This is a genomic window from Avibacterium sp. 21-595 (genome assembly GCF_023611905.1).
Taxonomy (GTDB): Bacteria; Pseudomonadota; Gammaproteobacteria; order Enterobacterales; family Pasteurellaceae; genus Avibacterium.
Map to the genome: position 1 here is coordinate 2310741 of NZ_CP091455.1, position 18722 is coordinate 2329462.

Here is an 18722-nt window from a genome sequence, read left to right on the forward strand (position 1 = left end):
TCTATTTGGAGTAACAAAAGATCTATTATTTCTCAGAATTAAAAAAATCTGCCTGATTATTTGATCTAAAGCAGTTACAATCTAGTAATAACTGGGTATAATGCCATCCAGTTCTATTAATTTTTAAACAAATAAAGAGGGTAAATTATGTCAGTAATTAAAATGACCGACCTAGATTTAGCAGGTAAACGTGTGTTTATTCGTGCCGACCTTAATGTGCCAGTAAAAGAGGGAAAAGTAACCTCTGATGCACGTATTCAAGCAACCATTCCAACCTTAAAATTAGCCCTTGAAAAAGGGGCAAAAGTGATGGTTACCTCTCATTTAGGTCGCCCAACTGAAGGCGAATTCAAACCTGAAGATTCCCTCCAACCTGTAGTTGATTACTTAAAAAATGCAGGCTTTAATGTACGTTTAGCACGTGATTATTTAGACGGTGTAGAAGTGAATGACGGTGAAATCGTTGTACTTGAAAACGTCCGTATTAACAAAGGCGAAAAGAAAAATGATCCTGAATTAGGTAAAAAATACGCCGCACTTTGTGATGTATTTGTAATGGATGCCTTTGGTACCGCACACCGTGCGCAAGCTTCAACTTATGGCGTAGCAGAATTTGCCCCGATCGCTTGTGCAGGCCCACTATTAGCAGCAGAATTAGATGCCTTAGGCAAAGCCTTAAAAGAGCCACAACGTCCAATGCTTGCTATTGTTGGGGGATCAAAAGTGTCAACCAAATTAACCGTGTTAGATTCTCTTGCTAAAGTCGCTGATCAACTGATCGTCGGCGGTGGGATCGCAAATACCTTTATTGCTGCAGAAGGCAAAGATGTAGGTAAATCCTTATACGAAGCGGATTTAATCCCTGAAGCACAACGCTTAGCAAAAGCAACCCAAATTCCTGTCCCAAGCGATGTGCGTGTTGGCTTAGAATTCTCTGAAAACGCACCAGCGATTGAAAAATCCGTTGATGATGTGCAAGCAGAAGAATCTATCTTTGATATTGGTGATAAAAGCGCAGAAGAGCTGGCAAACATTATCCGCAATGCGAAAACGATTCTGTGGAATGGCCCTGTAGGTGTATTTGAATTCCCTAATTTCCGTAAAGGAACTGAAGTGGTTGCCAATGCTATCGTTGAAGCAACCCAAAATGGTGCATTTTCTATTGCAGGCGGTGGCGATACCTTGGCTGCAATTGATTTATTTGGCATTAAAGATAAAATTTCATACATCTCAACAGGTGGCGGTGCATTCTTAGAATTCGTAGAAGGTAAAGTATTACCTGCTGTTGAAATCTTAGAAAAACGTGCGAAAAACTAATTTAATTCGATTGAAATAAAGGGGAATGTTCTTCCCCTTGAAACATTCCCAAAACTATATAGGAAATATTAATATGGCAAAATTACTAGACATCGTAAAACCGGGTGTATTAACAGGCGATGACGTACAAAAAGTTTTCAATTATGCAAAAGAGCATAACTTTGCATTACCTGCGGTAAACTGCGTAGGTACGGATTCCGTTAATGCGGTATTAGAAACCGCTGCACGTGTTAAAGCACCTGTGATTATTCAATTCTCTAACGGTGGCGCGCAATTCTATGCTGGAAAAGGGATTAAACCTGCAAGTGGCGCACGTCCTGATGTGCTTGGTGCGGTAGCTGGTGCAAAACACGTTCACGAATTAGCTGCTGAATACGGTGTACCTGTAATTCTTCACACCGACCACGCAGCGAAAAAATTACTTCCTTGGATTGATGGCTTGTTAGATGCAGGTGAAAAACACTTTGCGGAAACAGGCAAACCGCTTTTCTCTTCACATATGATCGACCTTTCTGAAGAGCCAATGGAAGAAAATATGGCAATCTGCCGTGAATACCTTGCTCGTATGAGCAAAATGGGAATGACCCTTGAAATTGAAATCGGTATCACAGGTGGAGAAGAAGACGGCGTAGATAACTCAGATGTTGATGAATCACGTTTATACACACAACCTGAAGATGTACTTTACGTGTACGATCAATTAAACCCTGTAAGCCCACGTTTTACCATTGCAGCAGCCTTTGGTAACGTACACGGCGTTTACAAACCGGGTAACGTAAAATTAAAACCATCAATTTTAGGCGCATCACAAGAGTTTGTATCTAAAGAACGCGGTCTTCCAGCAAAATCATTAGATTTCGTTTTCCACGGTGGTTCAGGCTCATCAACCGAAGAAATTCGCGAAGCAATCAGCTATGGTGCGGTGAAAATGAACATTGATACTGATACCCAATGGGCAGCGTGGGAAGGCATCTTAAACTTCTACAAAGCGAACGAAGCATATCTTCAAGGCCAACTTGGTAACCCAGAAGGTGAAGATGCACCAAACAAAAAATACTATGACCCACGTGTTTGGTTACGCAAATCTGAAGAATCAATGTCTAAACGTTTAGAAAAATCTTTCCAAGATTTAAATTGTGTTGATGTTTTATAATCAGTAAAAGCAATTTCAAATATAAAAGCACTGACTAACCTCAGTGCTTTTTTCTTGTCGCATATTTTTTTTGTTGTTATTAAGAACAATACACAGAATATAAAAAATCCCGAAAAGATTCACAATCTTGCAGAAAAATTGATAGATTTTGCTCCGCACTTTTACTTTATATAAAAACAAAAAAGTGTACCTCTTATCCTTAAGTGCGGTAAAAAAACAGTAAATTTTACACCGCACTTCTTTTGTCAGAAAAAGAGAATCCCTCCCCAAGTAATCACAACAAGGATCAGTGTCACAAATACCGCGGCGGAGCCTTGATCTTTCGCGCGCCCTGAAAGCTCGTGATATTCTTTACCAACGCGATCCACCACGGCTTCCACTGCACTGTTGAGCAATTCTACTGCTAGCACTAATAATACGGAGCCAACCATCAAGATCAATTCAATTTTGTCATCTGCGAGCCAAAAAGCCAGAGGGATTAAGATGCACGCACAGAATACCTCGTGGCGAAACGCAGCTTCGTTTTTAAATGCACTTTTTAGCCCTTTTAATGAATAACCTGTGGATTTAATTAAATGGGTTAAACCCGTTGTTTTTTCCAATTTTCTTTCCTTATTAAATACGTTGAGTGTGATGGTTATATTTGTGCCGCGTTAATACAACGCAAAACAATTACGTTTTGTTTAGTTATAATCGTTTCGCTTCAATCACATCATCTAATTTTGCTAAACGTGCTAAGACTTTGCTTAATATTTGTACATTGTTTAACTCAATTTCCATATCAATGGTTGCAAGTTGTTTTTTGTTATCTGTACGGCTCGCTACCCCTGAAACACTGATTTTTTCATTGGCAAGCACGGTGGTAATATCACGCAACAAACCGTGGCGATCACTGGCGATAATACGAATACTAATACGGAAACCACTCGCATAATTATCTCCCCAAATGGATTCCACCACGCGCTCTGGGTGGCTCGCTTGCAATTCTAAAAATTGTTCGCAGTCGCTACGGTGAATAGAAATACCGCGTCCCATTGTGATGTAGCCCACGATGTCATCACCGGGAATTGGCTGGCAACAGCGTGCAATGTGGTGCATTAAATTGCCCACACCTTCTACGATCACATAGCCCTTTGAGTCATTTTTTTGCGCAGAATTTACCGCACTTTTCTGTGTAACGTGACGTAAAATCTGTTCATCGGTTTCTTGTGGCGTGGTTTTAATCAGTTTACTTTGCAAAAAGTTAATGAGCTGATTAAGACGAATATCGCCCCCACCGATGCCAGCATATAAATCGTCTAAATTTTTCAGGTTGTAACGTGGTAAAGCATACTGTTCCACTTGCTTGAGCGCAATGCCTAAACGCGTAATTTCATTCTCCAGCATTTCTTTACCTGCTGGAATATTTTTATCGCGATCTAATTTCTTAAACCACGCTGCAATTTTGGCACGAGATTTACTCGTATTGGTGAAACCTAAATTCGGATTAAGCCAATCCCGACTTGGGTTTGGTGTTTTTTGTGTAATGATTTCAATTTGATCGCCCATTTGCAGCTGATAGGTAAACGGCACAATACGTCCGCCCACTTTTGCCCCAATACAGCGATGTCCGATCTCACTATGAATCGCATAGGCAAAATCCAGTGGTGTCGATCCTGTTGGTAGATCGATGACCTCGCCTTTAGGCGTAAACACATACACCCGATCATCAAACACTTGGCTACGTAACTCAGCAATCACTTCACCTGAATCCGTAATATCATCTTGCCACGCTAATAATTTACGCAACCAAGCAATTTTATCTTCATAGGCAGAATGCCCCGTTACCCCTTCTTTATATTTCCAATGTGCAGCCACCCCAAGCTCCGCATCATCGTGCATTTGCTGAGTACGAATTTGCACTTCAATGGGTTTTCCACCTTTGCCCAATACCACCGTATGAATAGATTGATAGCCATTTGGTTTAGGGTTGGCGACATAATCATCAAATTCTTTCGGTAAATGTTTAAAATGGGTATGCACAATTCCAAGGGCAGAATAACAATCTTGCAATTTCTGAACGATCACCCGCACTGCGCGAACATCATATAAATCACTAAATTCTAAGTGCTTTTTCTGCATTTTTCGCCAGATACTATAAATATGTTTCGGGCGACCATAAACCTCCACTTGATCGATATTTTCTTGTAAATAGTGCGTAAGATCCGCCACAAAATCTGCGATATATTGCTCACGATCCAAACGGCGTTCTTTCAATAATTTAGCAATCATTCGATACTGCTCAGGATGCAAATAGCGGAAACAATAATCTTCTAACTCCCATTTCAACTGCCCGATACCTAAACGGTTGGCGAGAGGGGCATAAATATTGGCACATTCTTTCGCAGCAAGCACTTTCTCTTCTTCGGAACAGCAATTTTCTGCATCTCGCAAAAAGGCAATACGTTCAGCCAGTTTGATAATCACGCAACGGAAATCATCTACCATCGCCAACAACATACGGCGTACATTGTCCACTTGCAGCGAATTGGCTGAATGGCTTGCATTTAACTGACGAATGTTATCCATTTCCAGCACACCTTTCACGAGCTTACCAATCGCAGTACCGAAATCTTCCTCAATTTGTGCTAACTCAACAATATTATGGCTTACCACAGGATAAATCATTGCGGTGATTAGACTTTCGCTATCCATATTCAGGCTGTGTAAAATTTCTACCATTTCTACACCAGAAAAGAGCGAGCAATGCAGTTGTGGCTTTTCGTCCGTACTTTGCTGCTGTTGGATTTTCTCTTGCGAATAATGCCACGCCCGCACTAATTTTTCCGTCAGCTCAGAAGAAAGCCCTAAACTTTCACTCCATTGTTCAATGACAAAATCTTTCGGGTTAAGTAGATGAGAACCTCGAACAGCAACCATAACGCCTTCCTATTTATTTCCGTTCAAATAGACTAATACTTTCTAAATGCCCTGTATTCGGGAACATATCGATCATTGCCACTTGTTTTACTTGATATCCAGCCTGCAAAAGCATTTCTGCATCTCGCACCAGTGTTGCTGGATTACAAGAGACATATACTATTTTTTCTGCCTTTAATTCCGCTAAAAAGGGGATCGCAAATGCCGCACCTGCACGTGGCGGATCAAGTAAGATTTTATTAAATTGCAGGCTTGCCCATTGTTGGGCAGAAAAAGATTGTGCTAGATCAGCCTGATAGAATTGGACATTTTTACACCCATTTCGTTCCGCATTTTGTGTTGCTTTATGCACCATTTCCGCCACACCCTCTACGCCCACCACTTGCTTGGCTTGAGCGCTTATTGGCAAGGTGAAATTGCCCATTCCGCAGAACAAATCCAGTACCTGATCTTGATCAGTTAAGTCGAGCCAATTCAATGCGGTATCAATCATCACCTGATTGAGTTGCGGATTAATCTGAATAAAATCACGTACATCAAAATGTAGCCGTTGCCCCTTGTTCAATTCATAATAAGGGCTTTCACCATAAAGCTGCTGAATTTGCTCATCATCTTGCACAAACAGCATTAAATGTTCTTTTTGGGCAAATTCAATTAACAAAGTGCGGTCTTTTTCTGCCAAATTTTTTTGATGACGTAACAATAATGCCACACCGTTATCCGCACGTACCAGCTCAAGATGCCCTAAATTTTTCGGGTTAGACCAGTGTTGTAAAAGTGCGGTGATTTTTGGCAACAAATTATCCAGAGGCTTTTCGATCACAAGGCAAGATTGCACAGGTTCAATATTTTGCGAATTTTTCTGCCGAAAACCAATGCGCAAACCGTGTTTTTTATCCCAATAAAGACTTAATCGTAAACGGCGGCGATAATGCCATTGTTCACCGACAATTCTTGGCATTAATGCAATAGGTTCACCTTGCAGTTTGCTTAAACGTTGGAATAATGCTTGCTCCTTTATCTGACGTTGCATTTCCAATGGAATATGCTGGGTTTGACAACCGCCGCATTTTTCATAATAAACGCAGGCAGGCGGCACACGTTGCGTACTGGTTTCCAACCATTTCTTCGCCACCCCTTTGCCATATTGACGCTTTTCTTCCAACACCGCAACCTGCACCTTTTCATCGGGTAACGCATTTTCAATAAACCAGGTTTTCCCTTCAATTTTCGCCACGCCTAGCCCTTGATAATCCAAGCCTTGCACCTTAGCGGTAAAAGTGCGGTGGTTTTTTTCAACTTTTTTTGGGGTATAAAGTAATGCCATAGGTTATTTCTGATATAAAATATGTTGAGTAAATAATTCCCGACTTTTCAAAGGTTTACTGCCCAAATAAGGCTTCAAGGCAATGCGCGTAAAACGTTTTGCTGCTTGCAATACCGCTTGATCGTGAAATTCTCGCCGTTCAAATGCCAGCAATTCTCTGCCATAAAAAGTCAGATTATCTTTAATTAGGGAAGCAATAAAGCCTTTTTCCTCACGATAACGATAAGTCATATTTTCATCAACCGGCTCACCTGACCCTGCACAGTGGCAAAAGTCAATCCCATAGCCCATCGCAGTCAGTAATTGAAATTCAAAGGTACGCAGGCTTGGCTCAACAGAATGAGACACACTAGCCAACCCCGTAATACATTTTAAATAGTCTTGGAAAATATCAGGATAAGGCGTTTCCACTGCTAATAAACGCATCAGGAGTTCATTGACATAAAAACCACTATAAAGTGCAGTAGGCTGCATAGGTAAGGTAAGCGAAGCGGCTTCAGCTTTGGTTAAAGTTTTCACCTCGCCTCGCCCAGTCCAGCGCAACAGCAAGGGGGTAAATGGCTGCAAAATGCTTTTCCACGCTGAACGTTTCGTTCTCGCGCCTTTCGCCATCACGGTTAAACGTCCTGTTTCTTCCGTAAACAAATCCACCAATAAACTTGTTTCACTGTATGCCCTACGATGTAAAACAAAGCCCCGCTGCCAGTTTTCGATAACATTATCCTTAGCTAATCATTCGTTGAAGTGCGGATATTTTAACAGATTTTTTGCAAAGTGAGGGGGAAAAGTGCGGTGGGATTTTTTTGTGTTTTTTTAATAAAAATTTCATAAAAAACCACCGCACTTTATGATTATCACAAGTACGGTGGCATTATAAGAGCGTTTTTCAATTACATTTTCTTTTTACTCATTGTATCCATCCAAACAGCAAGTAGTAAGATGCCGCCTTTGACAATATATTGCCAGAATGTAGGGACATCTAGCATACTCATTCCATTATCTAACAGGACAATAATGAATGCGCCAATGACGACACCATAAACACTGCCGATACCACCAGCTAAACTTGCTCCACCAATGACACAGGCAGCAATGGCATCAAGTTCTGCATTTTGTCCTGCAGAGGGTGCGCCGGCACCTAGACGAGCGCTTAAAATAAGCCCTGCAATCGCAACCATAAAGCCATTTAAAGAAAAAATAATTAATTTGACTTTCTCAACACTAATGCCTGACAATCGGGCGGCGTCAATATTCCCACCAATTGCATAAATATGACGGCCAAATGCGGTTTTTCTTGCCATAAACATTCCTATTACGGCTAACAATGCCAGTAATAAAACAGGGAATGGAATACCGCGGTAGTCATTTAATAGGTAAATGGCGCCCAAAATCGCTAAGGCAAATAACGCATATTTTAAGGTTTCTTGTGCGTTAGAAGGGACGGCTAAGTGTAAGTGCTTTCTTGCTTTTCTTTGGTAGATTCCCCAGCTTATAAAACCTAAAATCGCGATTGTACCAATCAAGAAGCCAGCGAGATCAGGCAAATAACCTTGTCCGATCATCGTCATCTCTGTGCTAATTGGGGAGACGGTTGTACCATTTGTTAAGCCAATTAAGATTCCTCGGAACGCTAACATTCCCGCTAAGGTAACAATAAATGAGGGGACTTTGCGATATGCAACCCACCAACCATTCCAAGCACCAAACAAAATGCCGAGCAAAATAGTGGTAAGGATCGTTAAAGATAGAGGCCAATCCCACCAAACATTTGTAATGGCAGCAAAGCCTCCCAATAAGCCCATTAATGACCCCACTGAGAGATCAATTTCTGCGCAAATAATCACAAAAACCATTCCAATAGCGAGGATTCCTGTGATGGAAGTTTGACGCAATAAGTTAGAAATATTTCTTGCACTTAAATATGCCCCATCGGTGGCGAATGAGAAAAATGCCATAATCACAATAATGGCAATGAGCATAATATAAACTTGTAGATTAATGGATTTTAGCTTAGACATAATTACTCCTTAAGTGCGGCTTCCATCACTTGTTCTTGCGTTAAATGATCGTTGATGAGATCGGCTTTGATTTGTCCTTGGTGCATCACTAAAACACGATCGCTAATGCCCAATACTTCAGGTAATTCAGAGGAAATGACGATAACCGCCACACCTTGTTGTGCTAATTGACTGATGAGTTTATAAATTTCATATTTCGCCCCAATATCAATGCCACGAGTAGGCTCATCTAAAATCAGAATTTTAGGATTGAGCAATAAGCATTTTGCTAAAATCGCTTTTTGTTGGTTTCCTCCACTTAAGCGTCCAATTGCTAAATCAGGGCTAGCAGTTTTTACGGTTAGTTTCTCAATGGATTGCTGAATGATGGTTTCTTCTAGTGGTTCATTAATGATATTGCCGAGCATACAATATTTTTTTAATGAAGAAAGCGTAATGTTTTTTCCTACTCCCATAATGGGAATAATGCCGTGTTTTTTACGATCTTCTGGCACCATAACAATTTGCTGTGCAATGGCATCAGCACAATGGCGAATATGAATAGAATGGCCTTGTACAAAAATTTTTCCTTGATATTTCCCTTGATATGAACCAAATAGGCATTGTGCCATTTCAGTACGACCTGAGCCAACTAACCCTGCAACGCCTAATATTTCTCCTTTATGCAGACGGAAACTGACATTATCAACACGTTTAATATGGCGATTAATCGGATGCCAAGCCGAAAGCTGTTCAACGCGTAACATTTCTTCTCCGATAGGACGCGCTTCATAAGGGTAAAGTGAGGTAATTTCACGACCGACCATCATAGTAATGATGTCATCTTCTGTCATCAAGGCAGCAGGTTGCGTACCAATATGCTCACCATCACGGATAATACAAATTTTGTCAGAAATCGCTTTTACTTCATTTAATTTATGAGAAATATAAATACAAGCAATATTATGGGCTTTAAGATCTTGAACTAAGTTAAGCAGTATTTCGGTTTCTTTTTCAGTTAAACAGGCACTGGGTTCATCAAGGACTAATAAACGAACTTGTTTATTTAATGCTTTTGCAATTTCCACTAATTGTTGTTGCCCTAAACCTAATTCAGCAACCTTAATATTCGGATCGATGTCTAACTGAACTTGTTGTAAAATGGTTTTACAGCGTAGATACATTTCATTATCGTCCGTAATACCTAATTTTGTTCTTTCATTACCTAAAAACATATTTTCCAAAATGGTCATATTTTTAACTAATGTCAGCTCTTGATGAATAATTGCAATGCCTTTTTCTTCCGTATCTTTAATAGTTTTAGCGATTAAAGGTTCATTAGAAAAATAAATTTCACCAGAATACTCACCATAAGGATAAATACCACATAACACCTTCATTAAGGTAGATTTACCAGAGCCATTTTCACCACAAAGAGAAAGAATCTCTCCTTCATTCAGCTCAATAGAAATATGGTTTAATGCAGTAACATCACCAAACTTTTTAGTAATATTTTTCATTGATAATAATGTTGGCATACTAGAACCTCCTGATAAAGTGCGGTCTTTTTTTACCGCACTTTTTATACCGCTTTATTTCGCAGAAGTGAGATTATTTTTCAATTTGTGCTTTACTGTGGAATCCATCTTTAATAATGGTTTCTTCAATATTTTCTTTTGTTACGGCAATTGGATTTAATAAATAAGCCGGAACGTCTTTTAAGCCATTATTTAATACGGCATTTGATTCTGGTGTTTCATTTTTGGCTAATTGGACGGCGATTTCAGCTGCTTTATCCGCTAATTTAGTAATCGGTTTATAGACTGTCATCGTTTGCGTCCCTTGAACAATACGTTTAATTGCAGCAAGATCCGCATCTTGTCCTGAAATAGCCACTTTTCCTGCTAACCCTTGCGCACTCAAGGCTTGAATTGCTCCGCCTGCCGTTGCATCATTAGACGCGACTACGGCATCAATATTATTTTTATTTGCAGTCAAGGCATTTTCCATAATTTGCAGGGCTTTTTCGGCTAACCAAGAGTCCACCCATTGATCGCCTACAACCTTAATTTTTCCACTATCAATCAATGGTTGTAAGACTTTCATTTGTCCTTTACGGAATAATTTTGCATTATTATCAACAGGTGAACCTCCCATAAGGAAATAATTTCCTTCAGGTTTGACTTCAATAATACTTTTTGCTTGTAATTCACCCACTTTTTCGTTATCAAAAGAAACATAAAAGTCTAAATCAGCATTATTAATAAGACGGTCATAAGCTAATACTTTAATGCCCTCACGTTTTGCTTCACCAATAATATTACCTAATACTTCCCCATTGAATGGAATAATTACTAAGACATCGACATTACGGTTAATCATATTTTCAATTTGTGATATTTGTGCTGTTGCATCGCCATTGGCAGATTGAACAAAAACTTTTGCCCCTAAACTTTCTGCTTTTTTCACAAAAATATCACGATCTTTTTGCCAACGCTCCAAGCGCAAATCATCAATGGACATACCTATGGTGAGATCTTTAGCGAGAACAGGATTGGTTAATAACGTTAAAGAAGCTGCAAGGGAAAGGAAAAGATGTTTGATTTTCATAATAGCACCTCATATTAGGTTAAATTAATGATAGTTGAGCGCAACAACTTATTCACTCAATCCCTAGTTTGCTGAGGTTAAATTAATAATTCAATTATCAGATTTATTAATCCTATTATGTTTTTTCTTTTTTGTGATGAAGTACACAATAATAAAAAAATCGTTATTTCTTATCAAAGAGATAACGATTTTTACTTATTTTACCTATTTAACTTATACTTTATTTAATTTAGCAATACCAAATCCGGTGATCCCCCATAACATCGCAAATACGATACCACTCCAGCATAAAATTGCCCAAGGAAGATAAGATAGGGTCGCCACGCCAAGCGTTCCTGCCATATAAGCACCTGCTGCGGTCCAAGGTAAAATTGGCTCAATAATGGTTGCGGAATCTTCAGCCGTACGGCTTAGATTTTTTGGATGTAAGCCACGTTCTATATAAGCTTCGCGTAACATTTCGCCCGGAATTAAGATAGAAATTTGTCCATTACAAGTTACCCCAATCATCGTTAAACCACAAAGAATGGTGGTAAAAATTAAAGAGGCGGTTGAACGCACTAATTTTAATAAGTGTTTAATAATCACTTCTAAGGCACCGCTAAGAGATAAAATACCTGCAAATGAAAGCGCACAGAAACAGATCAATAATGTGCCCATCATTGAATTCATACCACCACGATTTAGTAGGCGAGCTAAATCACTACTAACCTGAATATCATTAGGAATCATCGATACATTAAAACCATTCACAGCACTATTCACCACATCTGCTAAGGCAAACTTCTGAATAAAAATCGCATTGAGTATGGCAACAAAGGCAGACAGTAACATAACTGGAATGGTTGGTTTTTTGCTGATAGACCCCCATAAAATAATGGCAACAGGGATAAGTAATAAAATGACATTAAAGTGATAAACTTGTTCTAAACCAGATATCATTTCAACCACTTTTGCGGGTGTGGCGACATCGTGTAAATTACCAGACATACCGTAAAAAATATATACAATAGCCGCAACGATAAAAGAAGGTAATGTAGTGTAAAGTAAGTGGGCAATATGCTCATATAAATCCACTCCCGCAGCTGCTGAGGCAATATTTGTGGTATCAGAAAGCGGAGAAAGTTTATCACCAAAATAAGCCCCAGCGACGACGGCACCTGCGGTTGCCGCAAGATTCGCATCTAGACCTATTGCCACTCCCATAAAGGCGACCCCGACTGTTCCTGCGGATCCCCAAGAGGTCCCCGTACAAACAGACACAATAGAGGTGAGTAATAAGGCAGTAATATATAAGAATTTAGGATCGATGACTTTTAAGCCATAATAAATCATCATTGGAATGGTTCCACCAGCAATCCACGTGCCAATTAACAACCCTACTGTAATTAAAATTAAAAGTGCGGGCATTGTTTTGGCAATTTTTCCTGCAATAGCCCCGAGCATTTCATCATAACTATAGCCAAGATACTTCACTAATCCACCGGCAAAAACACAAGAAATGATCATTAATGGCTCAGGTGGTAAATCGAAAAAGGCATAACCTAATCCGAGTAAGATAAGCATGACCAAAATTGGTGATAATGCTTCCATTAAACTTGGTGTTCGATGTAATTTAGTTGTACTCATCGTTATTCCCCTTATGCTTGTTGTTTTAACCCATCTCGAAGTTGAATTAAAGCCTGTTGCAATAAAGCCCGTGGCATTGCAATATTCATTCGGAAAAATCCCATTCCTTCGATCCCAAAATCTGTTCCCCAAGCCAGCTCCAGTTGTGCAAGGTTGGTTATGCGATTTTTTAATGTTGCTTCATCTATCGCTAATTTTTGATAATTCACCCATAGCAAATAAGTTCCTTCAGTACAAACCACATCGAATTGTGGTATTTCTTGGGCAAAAAAATGTTTTACGAATTGTTTATTTTCAGCTATTTCATTTTTAATTTGTGTTATCCAGCTATCACATTGTTGATATGCCACCATAATAGCTGGAATAGAGAAATAATTAGGATTATGGATGCCAAGCTGCAATAAAGTGCGGTGTAATTTTTCTCTAATTTTACGATTATGAATTAACAGATTTGCAATTTCTAATCCCGGAATATTGAATGTTTTTGCTGGAGAGGTGCAAATCATAGAATGATTTTTCACATAAGGCGTAATGCCCGCAATAATTTGGTGTGCTTGTTGGGTAAAAGTAAAATCAGCGTGAACATCATCAGAAATAATAAAAACCTGATATTGTTCGGCTAATTGTGCAATTTTTTGTAATTCTTCAAATGTCCACACTCTCCCTGTTGGATTATGAGGGGAAAGTAAAATAAATGTTTTAGCTTGCTTAAAGCAGTCTTCCAATTTTGGAAAATCAATATGATAACCATTATTTTTATAGACTAAAGGACAGGTTAGTAGCTCACGTTGGTTATCGGTTATGATATTGGTAATAGGGGAATAAGATGGCGTGAATAAGCAAATTTTATCAGCCGGTTGTGTGAATTCCCGTAAATAAATGGCAATGCCCTGAATAATTCTGGGACAAAATACAATCTCATTTTTATCAACGGGATAATGGTAATGGCGTTTAATATAGTTTGCGACCACGTCAAAATAATTTTCAGGTAATAATGTATAACCATAAATTCCCGTTTTATTTGCTTTATCAAGTGCTTCAATCAATGCTTGAGGGGCAGGTAAATCCATATCAGCCACGGACATTGAAATATAGTTTTCGCCTCGATAATTATGCCACTTCGCACTATATTGTTCGATGCGTTCAGCTATTTGTTTTTTATAGGCTTTATGTGTCATATTCTTCTCCTTGTTTTAGAATTAGAAATACCAAGCTGATTACATAGCAAATTTAAACGCACTAAACGCATTTTTATTTTCTCCTAAGGTTAATTTAAAGTTTGTTTCTTTGTTTTACTATTCAGAAAATTAATATTGCTATTATGTTTTTTCTTTTTTGTGATCTTCTGCACAATAAAGAATAATCTTAATGAATAAATAAAATAACGTAATTGCTCCCTTTGCTTTTTTAGTGAATGATGCGAATGAACTTAATGCAATAAGGAGAAAGAACGATGACAAACTATTTTGATAAAATTGATAAAATCCGTTATGAAGGGGTAAACTCAACCAATCCCTTGGCATTTCGTTATTATGATGCCAATCAAGTCATTTTAGGCAAAACAATGGCTGAGCATTTGCGTTTAGCAGTTTGTTATTGGCATACCTTCTGTTGGAATGGTAATGATATGTTTGGTGCCGGCTCGCTTGATCGCCATTGGCAAAAAAATAGTGATCCGCTTGCTGGGGCAAAACAGAAAGCGGATATTGCGTTTGAATTTTTTACTAAATTAGGTATTCCTTACTATTGTTTCCATGATGTCGATATTGCGCCAGAAGGAAACTCCTTTAAAGAATATTTATATAATTTCCATACTCTTGTAGATGTTCTGGCTCAAAAACAAGCAGATACAGGCATAAAATTATTATGGGGAACAGCGAATTGTTTTACTAACCCACGTTATATGGCGGGGGCTTCGACCAATCCAAATCCAGAAGTCTTTGCTTGGGCCGCCGCACAAGTTGTCAATGCAATGAATGCAACCCAAAAATTAGGTGGTGAAAATTATGTATTATGGGGCGGTCGAGAGGGCTATGAAACCTTACTTAATACCGATCTAAGACGGGAACGTGAGCAAATAGGACGTTTTATGCAAATGGTTGTTGATCACAAGCATAAAATTGGTTTTAAAGGCACATTATTGATTGAACCAAAACCGCAAGAACCAACCAAACATCAATATGATTATGATGTAGCAACGGTTTATGGATTCTTAAAACAATTTGGTTTAGAAAATGAAATCAAAGTGAATATTGAAGCGAACCACGCCACACTTGCCGGCCATACATTCCAACATGAAATTGCAAGCGCTTATGCTTTAGGTATTTTTGGATCTATTGATGCAAACCGCGGTGATCCTCAACTTGGTTGGGATACCGACCAATTCCCAAATAGTGTTGAAGAAAATACATTAATTATGTATGAAATCTTGAAAAATGGTGGCTTTACTACAGGGGGATTTAATTTTGATGCCAAAATTCGCCGCCAAAGTTGCGATCCTTATGATTTATTTTATGGGCATATTGGTGCTATTGACGTACTTGCTTTATCACTCAAACGCGCAGCTAAAATGCTTGAAGAACAGCAATTAGAAAAAATTGTTGCGCAGCGTTATGCAGGTTGGGAAGGTCAATTAGGACAGGAAATTCTCTCTGGTCAAGCCTCTTTAGCAAGCCTTGCTGAACTTGTTGAACGCCAAAATCTAAATCCTCAACCAATTTCAGGTCAGCAAGAATATTTAGAGAATTTGGTTAATCGTTATATTTATGACTAATATTAAGGATTAAGAAACGCGAATAATAAGGCTTGTAGGATATATAGCAATCTGCAAGCCTTTGTCCTATCAAAAGGAGTGATTATGTATATTGGTATTGATCTCGGCACCTCTGGGGTAAAAGTTGTATTACTTGATGAACAACAGCGTATTCTCGCCACCACACATCATCCTTTATCTGTTTCTCGCCCACATTCACTGTGGTCTGAACAAGATCCTGAAACTTGGTGGCAAGCAACAGATCACGCAATGCTTAACTTAGCACAACAATATCCGCTGAATGATGTTAAAGCCATTGGTTTAACCGGGCAAATGCACGGTGCAACATTACTTGATAAGCAAGATCAAATTCTTCGCCCAGCTATTTTATGGAATGATGGGCGTAGTGCAAATGAATGTCAGGAATTAGAACAAAGCGTTCCCGAATCTCGTCAAATTACTGGCAATTTGATGATGCCGGGGTTTACCGCGCCTAAATTAAAATGGGTAAAAAAGAATGAGCCTGCATTATTTGCCAAAATTAACAAAGTATTATTGCCAAAAGATTATCTCCGTTTAAGAATGACGGGGGAATATGCCTCTGATATGTCAGATGCCTCAGGAACAATGTGGCTTGATGTTGCACAACGCCAATGGAGTGAGCCTCTTCTCAATGCTTGCGAACTCAGTATTGAACAAATGCCGAGATTATTTGAGGGCAATCAAATTACAGGCTATTTACGTCAAGATATTGCTCAACAATGGGGAATGAAATCCGTTCCTGTTGTGGCAGGTGGTGGCGATAATGCAGCAGGTGCAATAGGAATAGGGCTGTATCAAGCTGGGCAAGCAATGTTGTCATTAGGAACATCAGGGGTTTATTTTGTAGTAACGGATCAATTCAGCGCCAATCCACAAAAAGCCGTGCATAGTTTCTGTCACGCCCTCCCTGAACGTTGGCATCTGATGTCGGTGATTTTAAGCGCCGCTTCTGCGATTGATTGGGTAAAAAATATTACGGGAATTCGCGATATCGCACAACTCTTCAACCAAATAGAGCACTGTAAAACCCCTTCCGATACGCTTTTTTTACCTTATCTTTCTGGTGAACGTACGCCGCATAACGATCCTTATGCCACAGGAGTATTCTGGGGACTCAACCACAATGATGATGCGATTACTATGGCGAGAGCAGTGCTTGAAGGCGTTAGTTTCGCCCTTGCTGATGGTATTGATGTTTTACACGAAACAGGCGCAGAAGCAACGAGTATAAGTCTTATTGGCGGGGGAGCCAAAAGTGCCTATTGGCGACAATTATTAGCAGATATTACGGGGAAAGTATTTGAATATCGCACAGGAGGAGATGTTGGACCAGCTCTTGGGGCTGCCAAATTAGCCCAAATTGCATTAAATCCAACGCAACCGCTTGCTGACTATTGTAAGCCACTCCCGCTTGAAAATATCTATCAACCAAATAGTCAAATTTATCAGCAATATCAACAAAAACGAGAAAAATATCATCAACTTTATCAACGATTAAAAGGGCTTTAAGTCAGTAAAATCAAGTGCGGTGTAAAAATGGGCTAAATTTATACCGCACTTCAAATGAAAACAAACGGTTTAATTTTTTCTAAATTTCGTTATGCTATTCATCAAATGGAGATAGGTAGGAACGGAAATATGCAACATACAGGAAAGTTTTATCGTATCGCACTACTTTTTAATGCTAATAAAGTTTATGATCGCCAAGTTGTCGCAGGTGTCGGTCAATATTTACAGGCCTCTCAATGCACGTGGGATATTTTTATGGAAGATGATTTTGTTTACCATAAAGAAACCATCCAACGCCTTTCCATTGACGGAATTATTGCTGACTTTGATGATCCAGAAACCGCCGAATTACTGAAAAATATAGATGTTCCCCTTGTCGCCGTGGGCGGTTCTTACCAAAATCCTGATTTTTATCCACATTTCCCTTATGTTGCTACCGATAATTACGCATTAATTGAAACCGCTTTTTTACATCTCAAACAAAAAGGATTAAATCACTTTGCTTTCTATGGCTTACCCACAGAAAATCAGCAAAAACATTGGGCGATTGAACGGGAAAATGCGTTTATTCACTTAATGCAAAAATACGCTTATCCTATCCGCCTTTATCAAGGCGAACAAACCAATTCACAAAATTGGCGCACAGCACAAGAAAAGTTAATTCAATGGATTCAATCACTTCCACAACATACGGGGATTATTGCGGTTACCGATGCAAGGGCAAGGCATCTGTTACAAGCCTGTGAAACAGCAAGAATGGCAGTGCCTGATCAATATTGTGTAATTGGTATAGATAATGAAGAAATTATACAATATCTCTCTCGCATTTCACTGTCATCCGTCTCTCAAGGCACAAAACAAATTGGTTATCAAGCAGCAAAACTATTACACCATCAACTGAATCACCTGCCTGTTAGTAATAAACCCCTACTTATTCCCCCATTAGGCGTTGAAGAACGCAATTCTACTGACTACCTTTCTTTATGTGATCCTCTCGTTATACAAGCGATGCATTATATTCGACAACGTGCGTGTCAAGGGATAAAGGTTGAGCAAGTACTAGATCATTTAAGAGTTTCGCGTAGTAATTTAGAACTCCGTTTTAAAGCGGAAATGAATAAAACCATTCATCAAATTATTCATCAAGAAAAAATGAAAAGAGCCATTCATTTACTACGATTTTCTGATATTGCAATTACTGAAATTGCCGAAGTGTGCGGTTACCCCTCCTTGCAATATTTTTATTCTGTATTTAAAAAAGAACAGGGCAATACGCCCAAAGCATTTCGGGCATATTGGCAAAATAAATAACAGCATAATGAATTAAAAATACCGTGCTTTAATCTACTTTAATCAGGAGAAATAATGCTGTTGCTCCTGAGATTACTCACCATCACCGTCAAATTCCCTGTTTCTCTCATAGATAAATCCCTCAACAAAAAAGTGCGGTGGGATTTTTTTGTGTTT

14 protein-coding genes are annotated in these 18722 nt (G+C 39.1%); 5 read left to right on the top strand and 9 right to left on the bottom strand.

The window, feature by feature from the left end:
- Nucleotides 1–147 precede the first annotated feature (147 nt).
- Complete coding sequence (locus L4F92_RS10770) at nt 148–1317, top strand: phosphoglycerate kinase (protein WP_250363715.1); 1170 nt, start codon at nt 148–150, stop codon at nt 1315–1317.
- Between the two features lie 73 nt (nt 1318–1390).
- On the top strand, nt 1391–2470 hold the full coding sequence (fbaA, locus tag L4F92_RS10775; RefSeq protein ID WP_250351429.1) for a class II fructose-bisphosphate aldolase: 1080 nt from the start codon (nt 1391–1393) through the stop codon (nt 2468–2470).
- A gap of 245 nt (nt 2471–2715) precedes the next feature.
- Here the strand turns inward: fbaA and L4F92_RS10780 are convergent, their stop codons facing one another.
- The 9 genes from L4F92_RS10780 to L4F92_RS10820 all read right to left on the bottom strand — a co-directional run bounded on the left by L4F92_RS10780 (nt 2716) and on the right by L4F92_RS10820 (nt 14130).
- Entirely contained in the window at nt 2716–3072 is a 357-nt protein-coding gene (locus L4F92_RS10780) for a diacylglycerol kinase (protein WP_250363716.1), read from the bottom strand.
- Between the two features lie 85 nt (nt 3073–3157).
- Nucleotides 3158–5389, bottom strand: a complete 2232-nt coding sequence (gene relA, locus L4F92_RS10785) for a GTP diphosphokinase (protein ID WP_250363717.1) — start codon at nt 5387–5389, stop codon at nt 3158–3160.
- 13 nt (nt 5390–5402) lie between these two features.
- A complete protein-coding gene (gene rlmD, locus L4F92_RS10790) occupies nt 5403–6716 on the bottom strand; it encodes a 23S rRNA (uracil(1939)-C(5))-methyltransferase RlmD (protein WP_250363718.1) in 1314 nt (437 codons plus the stop codon).
- A 3-nt stretch (nt 6717–6719) separates the two neighbouring features.
- Nucleotides 6720–7430: a DNA repair protein RecO gene (gene recO, locus L4F92_RS10795; RefSeq protein ID WP_250351614.1), complete on the bottom strand. Its 711-nt coding sequence runs from the start codon at nt 7428–7430 to the stop codon at nt 6720–6722.
- Between the two features lie 176 nt (nt 7431–7606).
- Nucleotides 7607–8734: a sugar ABC transporter permease gene (locus L4F92_RS10800; RefSeq protein ID WP_250363719.1), complete on the bottom strand. Its 1128-nt coding sequence runs from the start codon at nt 8732–8734 to the stop codon at nt 7607–7609.
- 2 nt (nt 8735–8736) lie between these two features.
- Complete coding sequence (xylG, locus tag L4F92_RS10805) at nt 8737–10251, bottom strand: D-xylose ABC transporter ATP-binding protein (RefSeq protein ID WP_250351101.1); 1515 nt, start codon at nt 10249–10251, stop codon at nt 8737–8739.
- Nucleotides 10252–10324: 73 nt separating this feature from the next.
- Complete coding sequence (gene xylF, locus L4F92_RS10810) at nt 10325–11323, bottom strand: D-xylose ABC transporter substrate-binding protein (RefSeq protein ID WP_250363720.1); 999 nt, start codon at nt 11321–11323, stop codon at nt 10325–10327.
- A 213-nt stretch (nt 11324–11536) separates the two neighbouring features.
- Nucleotides 11537–12952: a Na+/H+ antiporter NhaC gene (gene nhaC / locus L4F92_RS10815; protein WP_250363721.1), complete on the bottom strand. Its 1416-nt coding sequence runs from the start codon at nt 12950–12952 to the stop codon at nt 11537–11539.
- A gap of 11 nt (nt 12953–12963) precedes the next feature.
- Complete coding sequence (locus tag L4F92_RS10820) at nt 12964–14130, bottom strand: MalY/PatB family protein (RefSeq protein WP_250363722.1); 1167 nt, start codon at nt 14128–14130, stop codon at nt 12964–12966.
- Nucleotides 14131–14405: 275 nt separating this feature from the next.
- On the opposite strand from L4F92_RS10820, the gene xylA reads away from it, so the two are divergent.
- The 3 genes from xylA to L4F92_RS10835 all read left to right on the top strand — a co-directional run bounded on the left by xylA (nt 14406) and on the right by L4F92_RS10835 (nt 18566).
- Entirely contained in the window at nt 14406–15725 is a 1320-nt protein-coding gene (xylA, locus tag L4F92_RS10825) for a xylose isomerase (protein ID WP_250363723.1), read from the top strand.
- An 84-nt stretch (nt 15726–15809) separates the two neighbouring features.
- Nucleotides 15810–17255, top strand: a complete 1446-nt coding sequence (xylB, locus tag L4F92_RS10830; protein WP_250363724.1) for a xylulokinase — start codon at nt 15810–15812, stop codon at nt 17253–17255.
- A 129-nt stretch (nt 17256–17384) separates the two neighbouring features.
- Nucleotides 17385–18566, top strand: a complete 1182-nt coding sequence (locus tag L4F92_RS10835; RefSeq protein WP_250363725.1) for a XylR family transcriptional regulator — start codon at nt 17385–17387, stop codon at nt 18564–18566.
- The last annotated feature ends 156 nt before the right edge of the window (nt 18567–18722 follow it).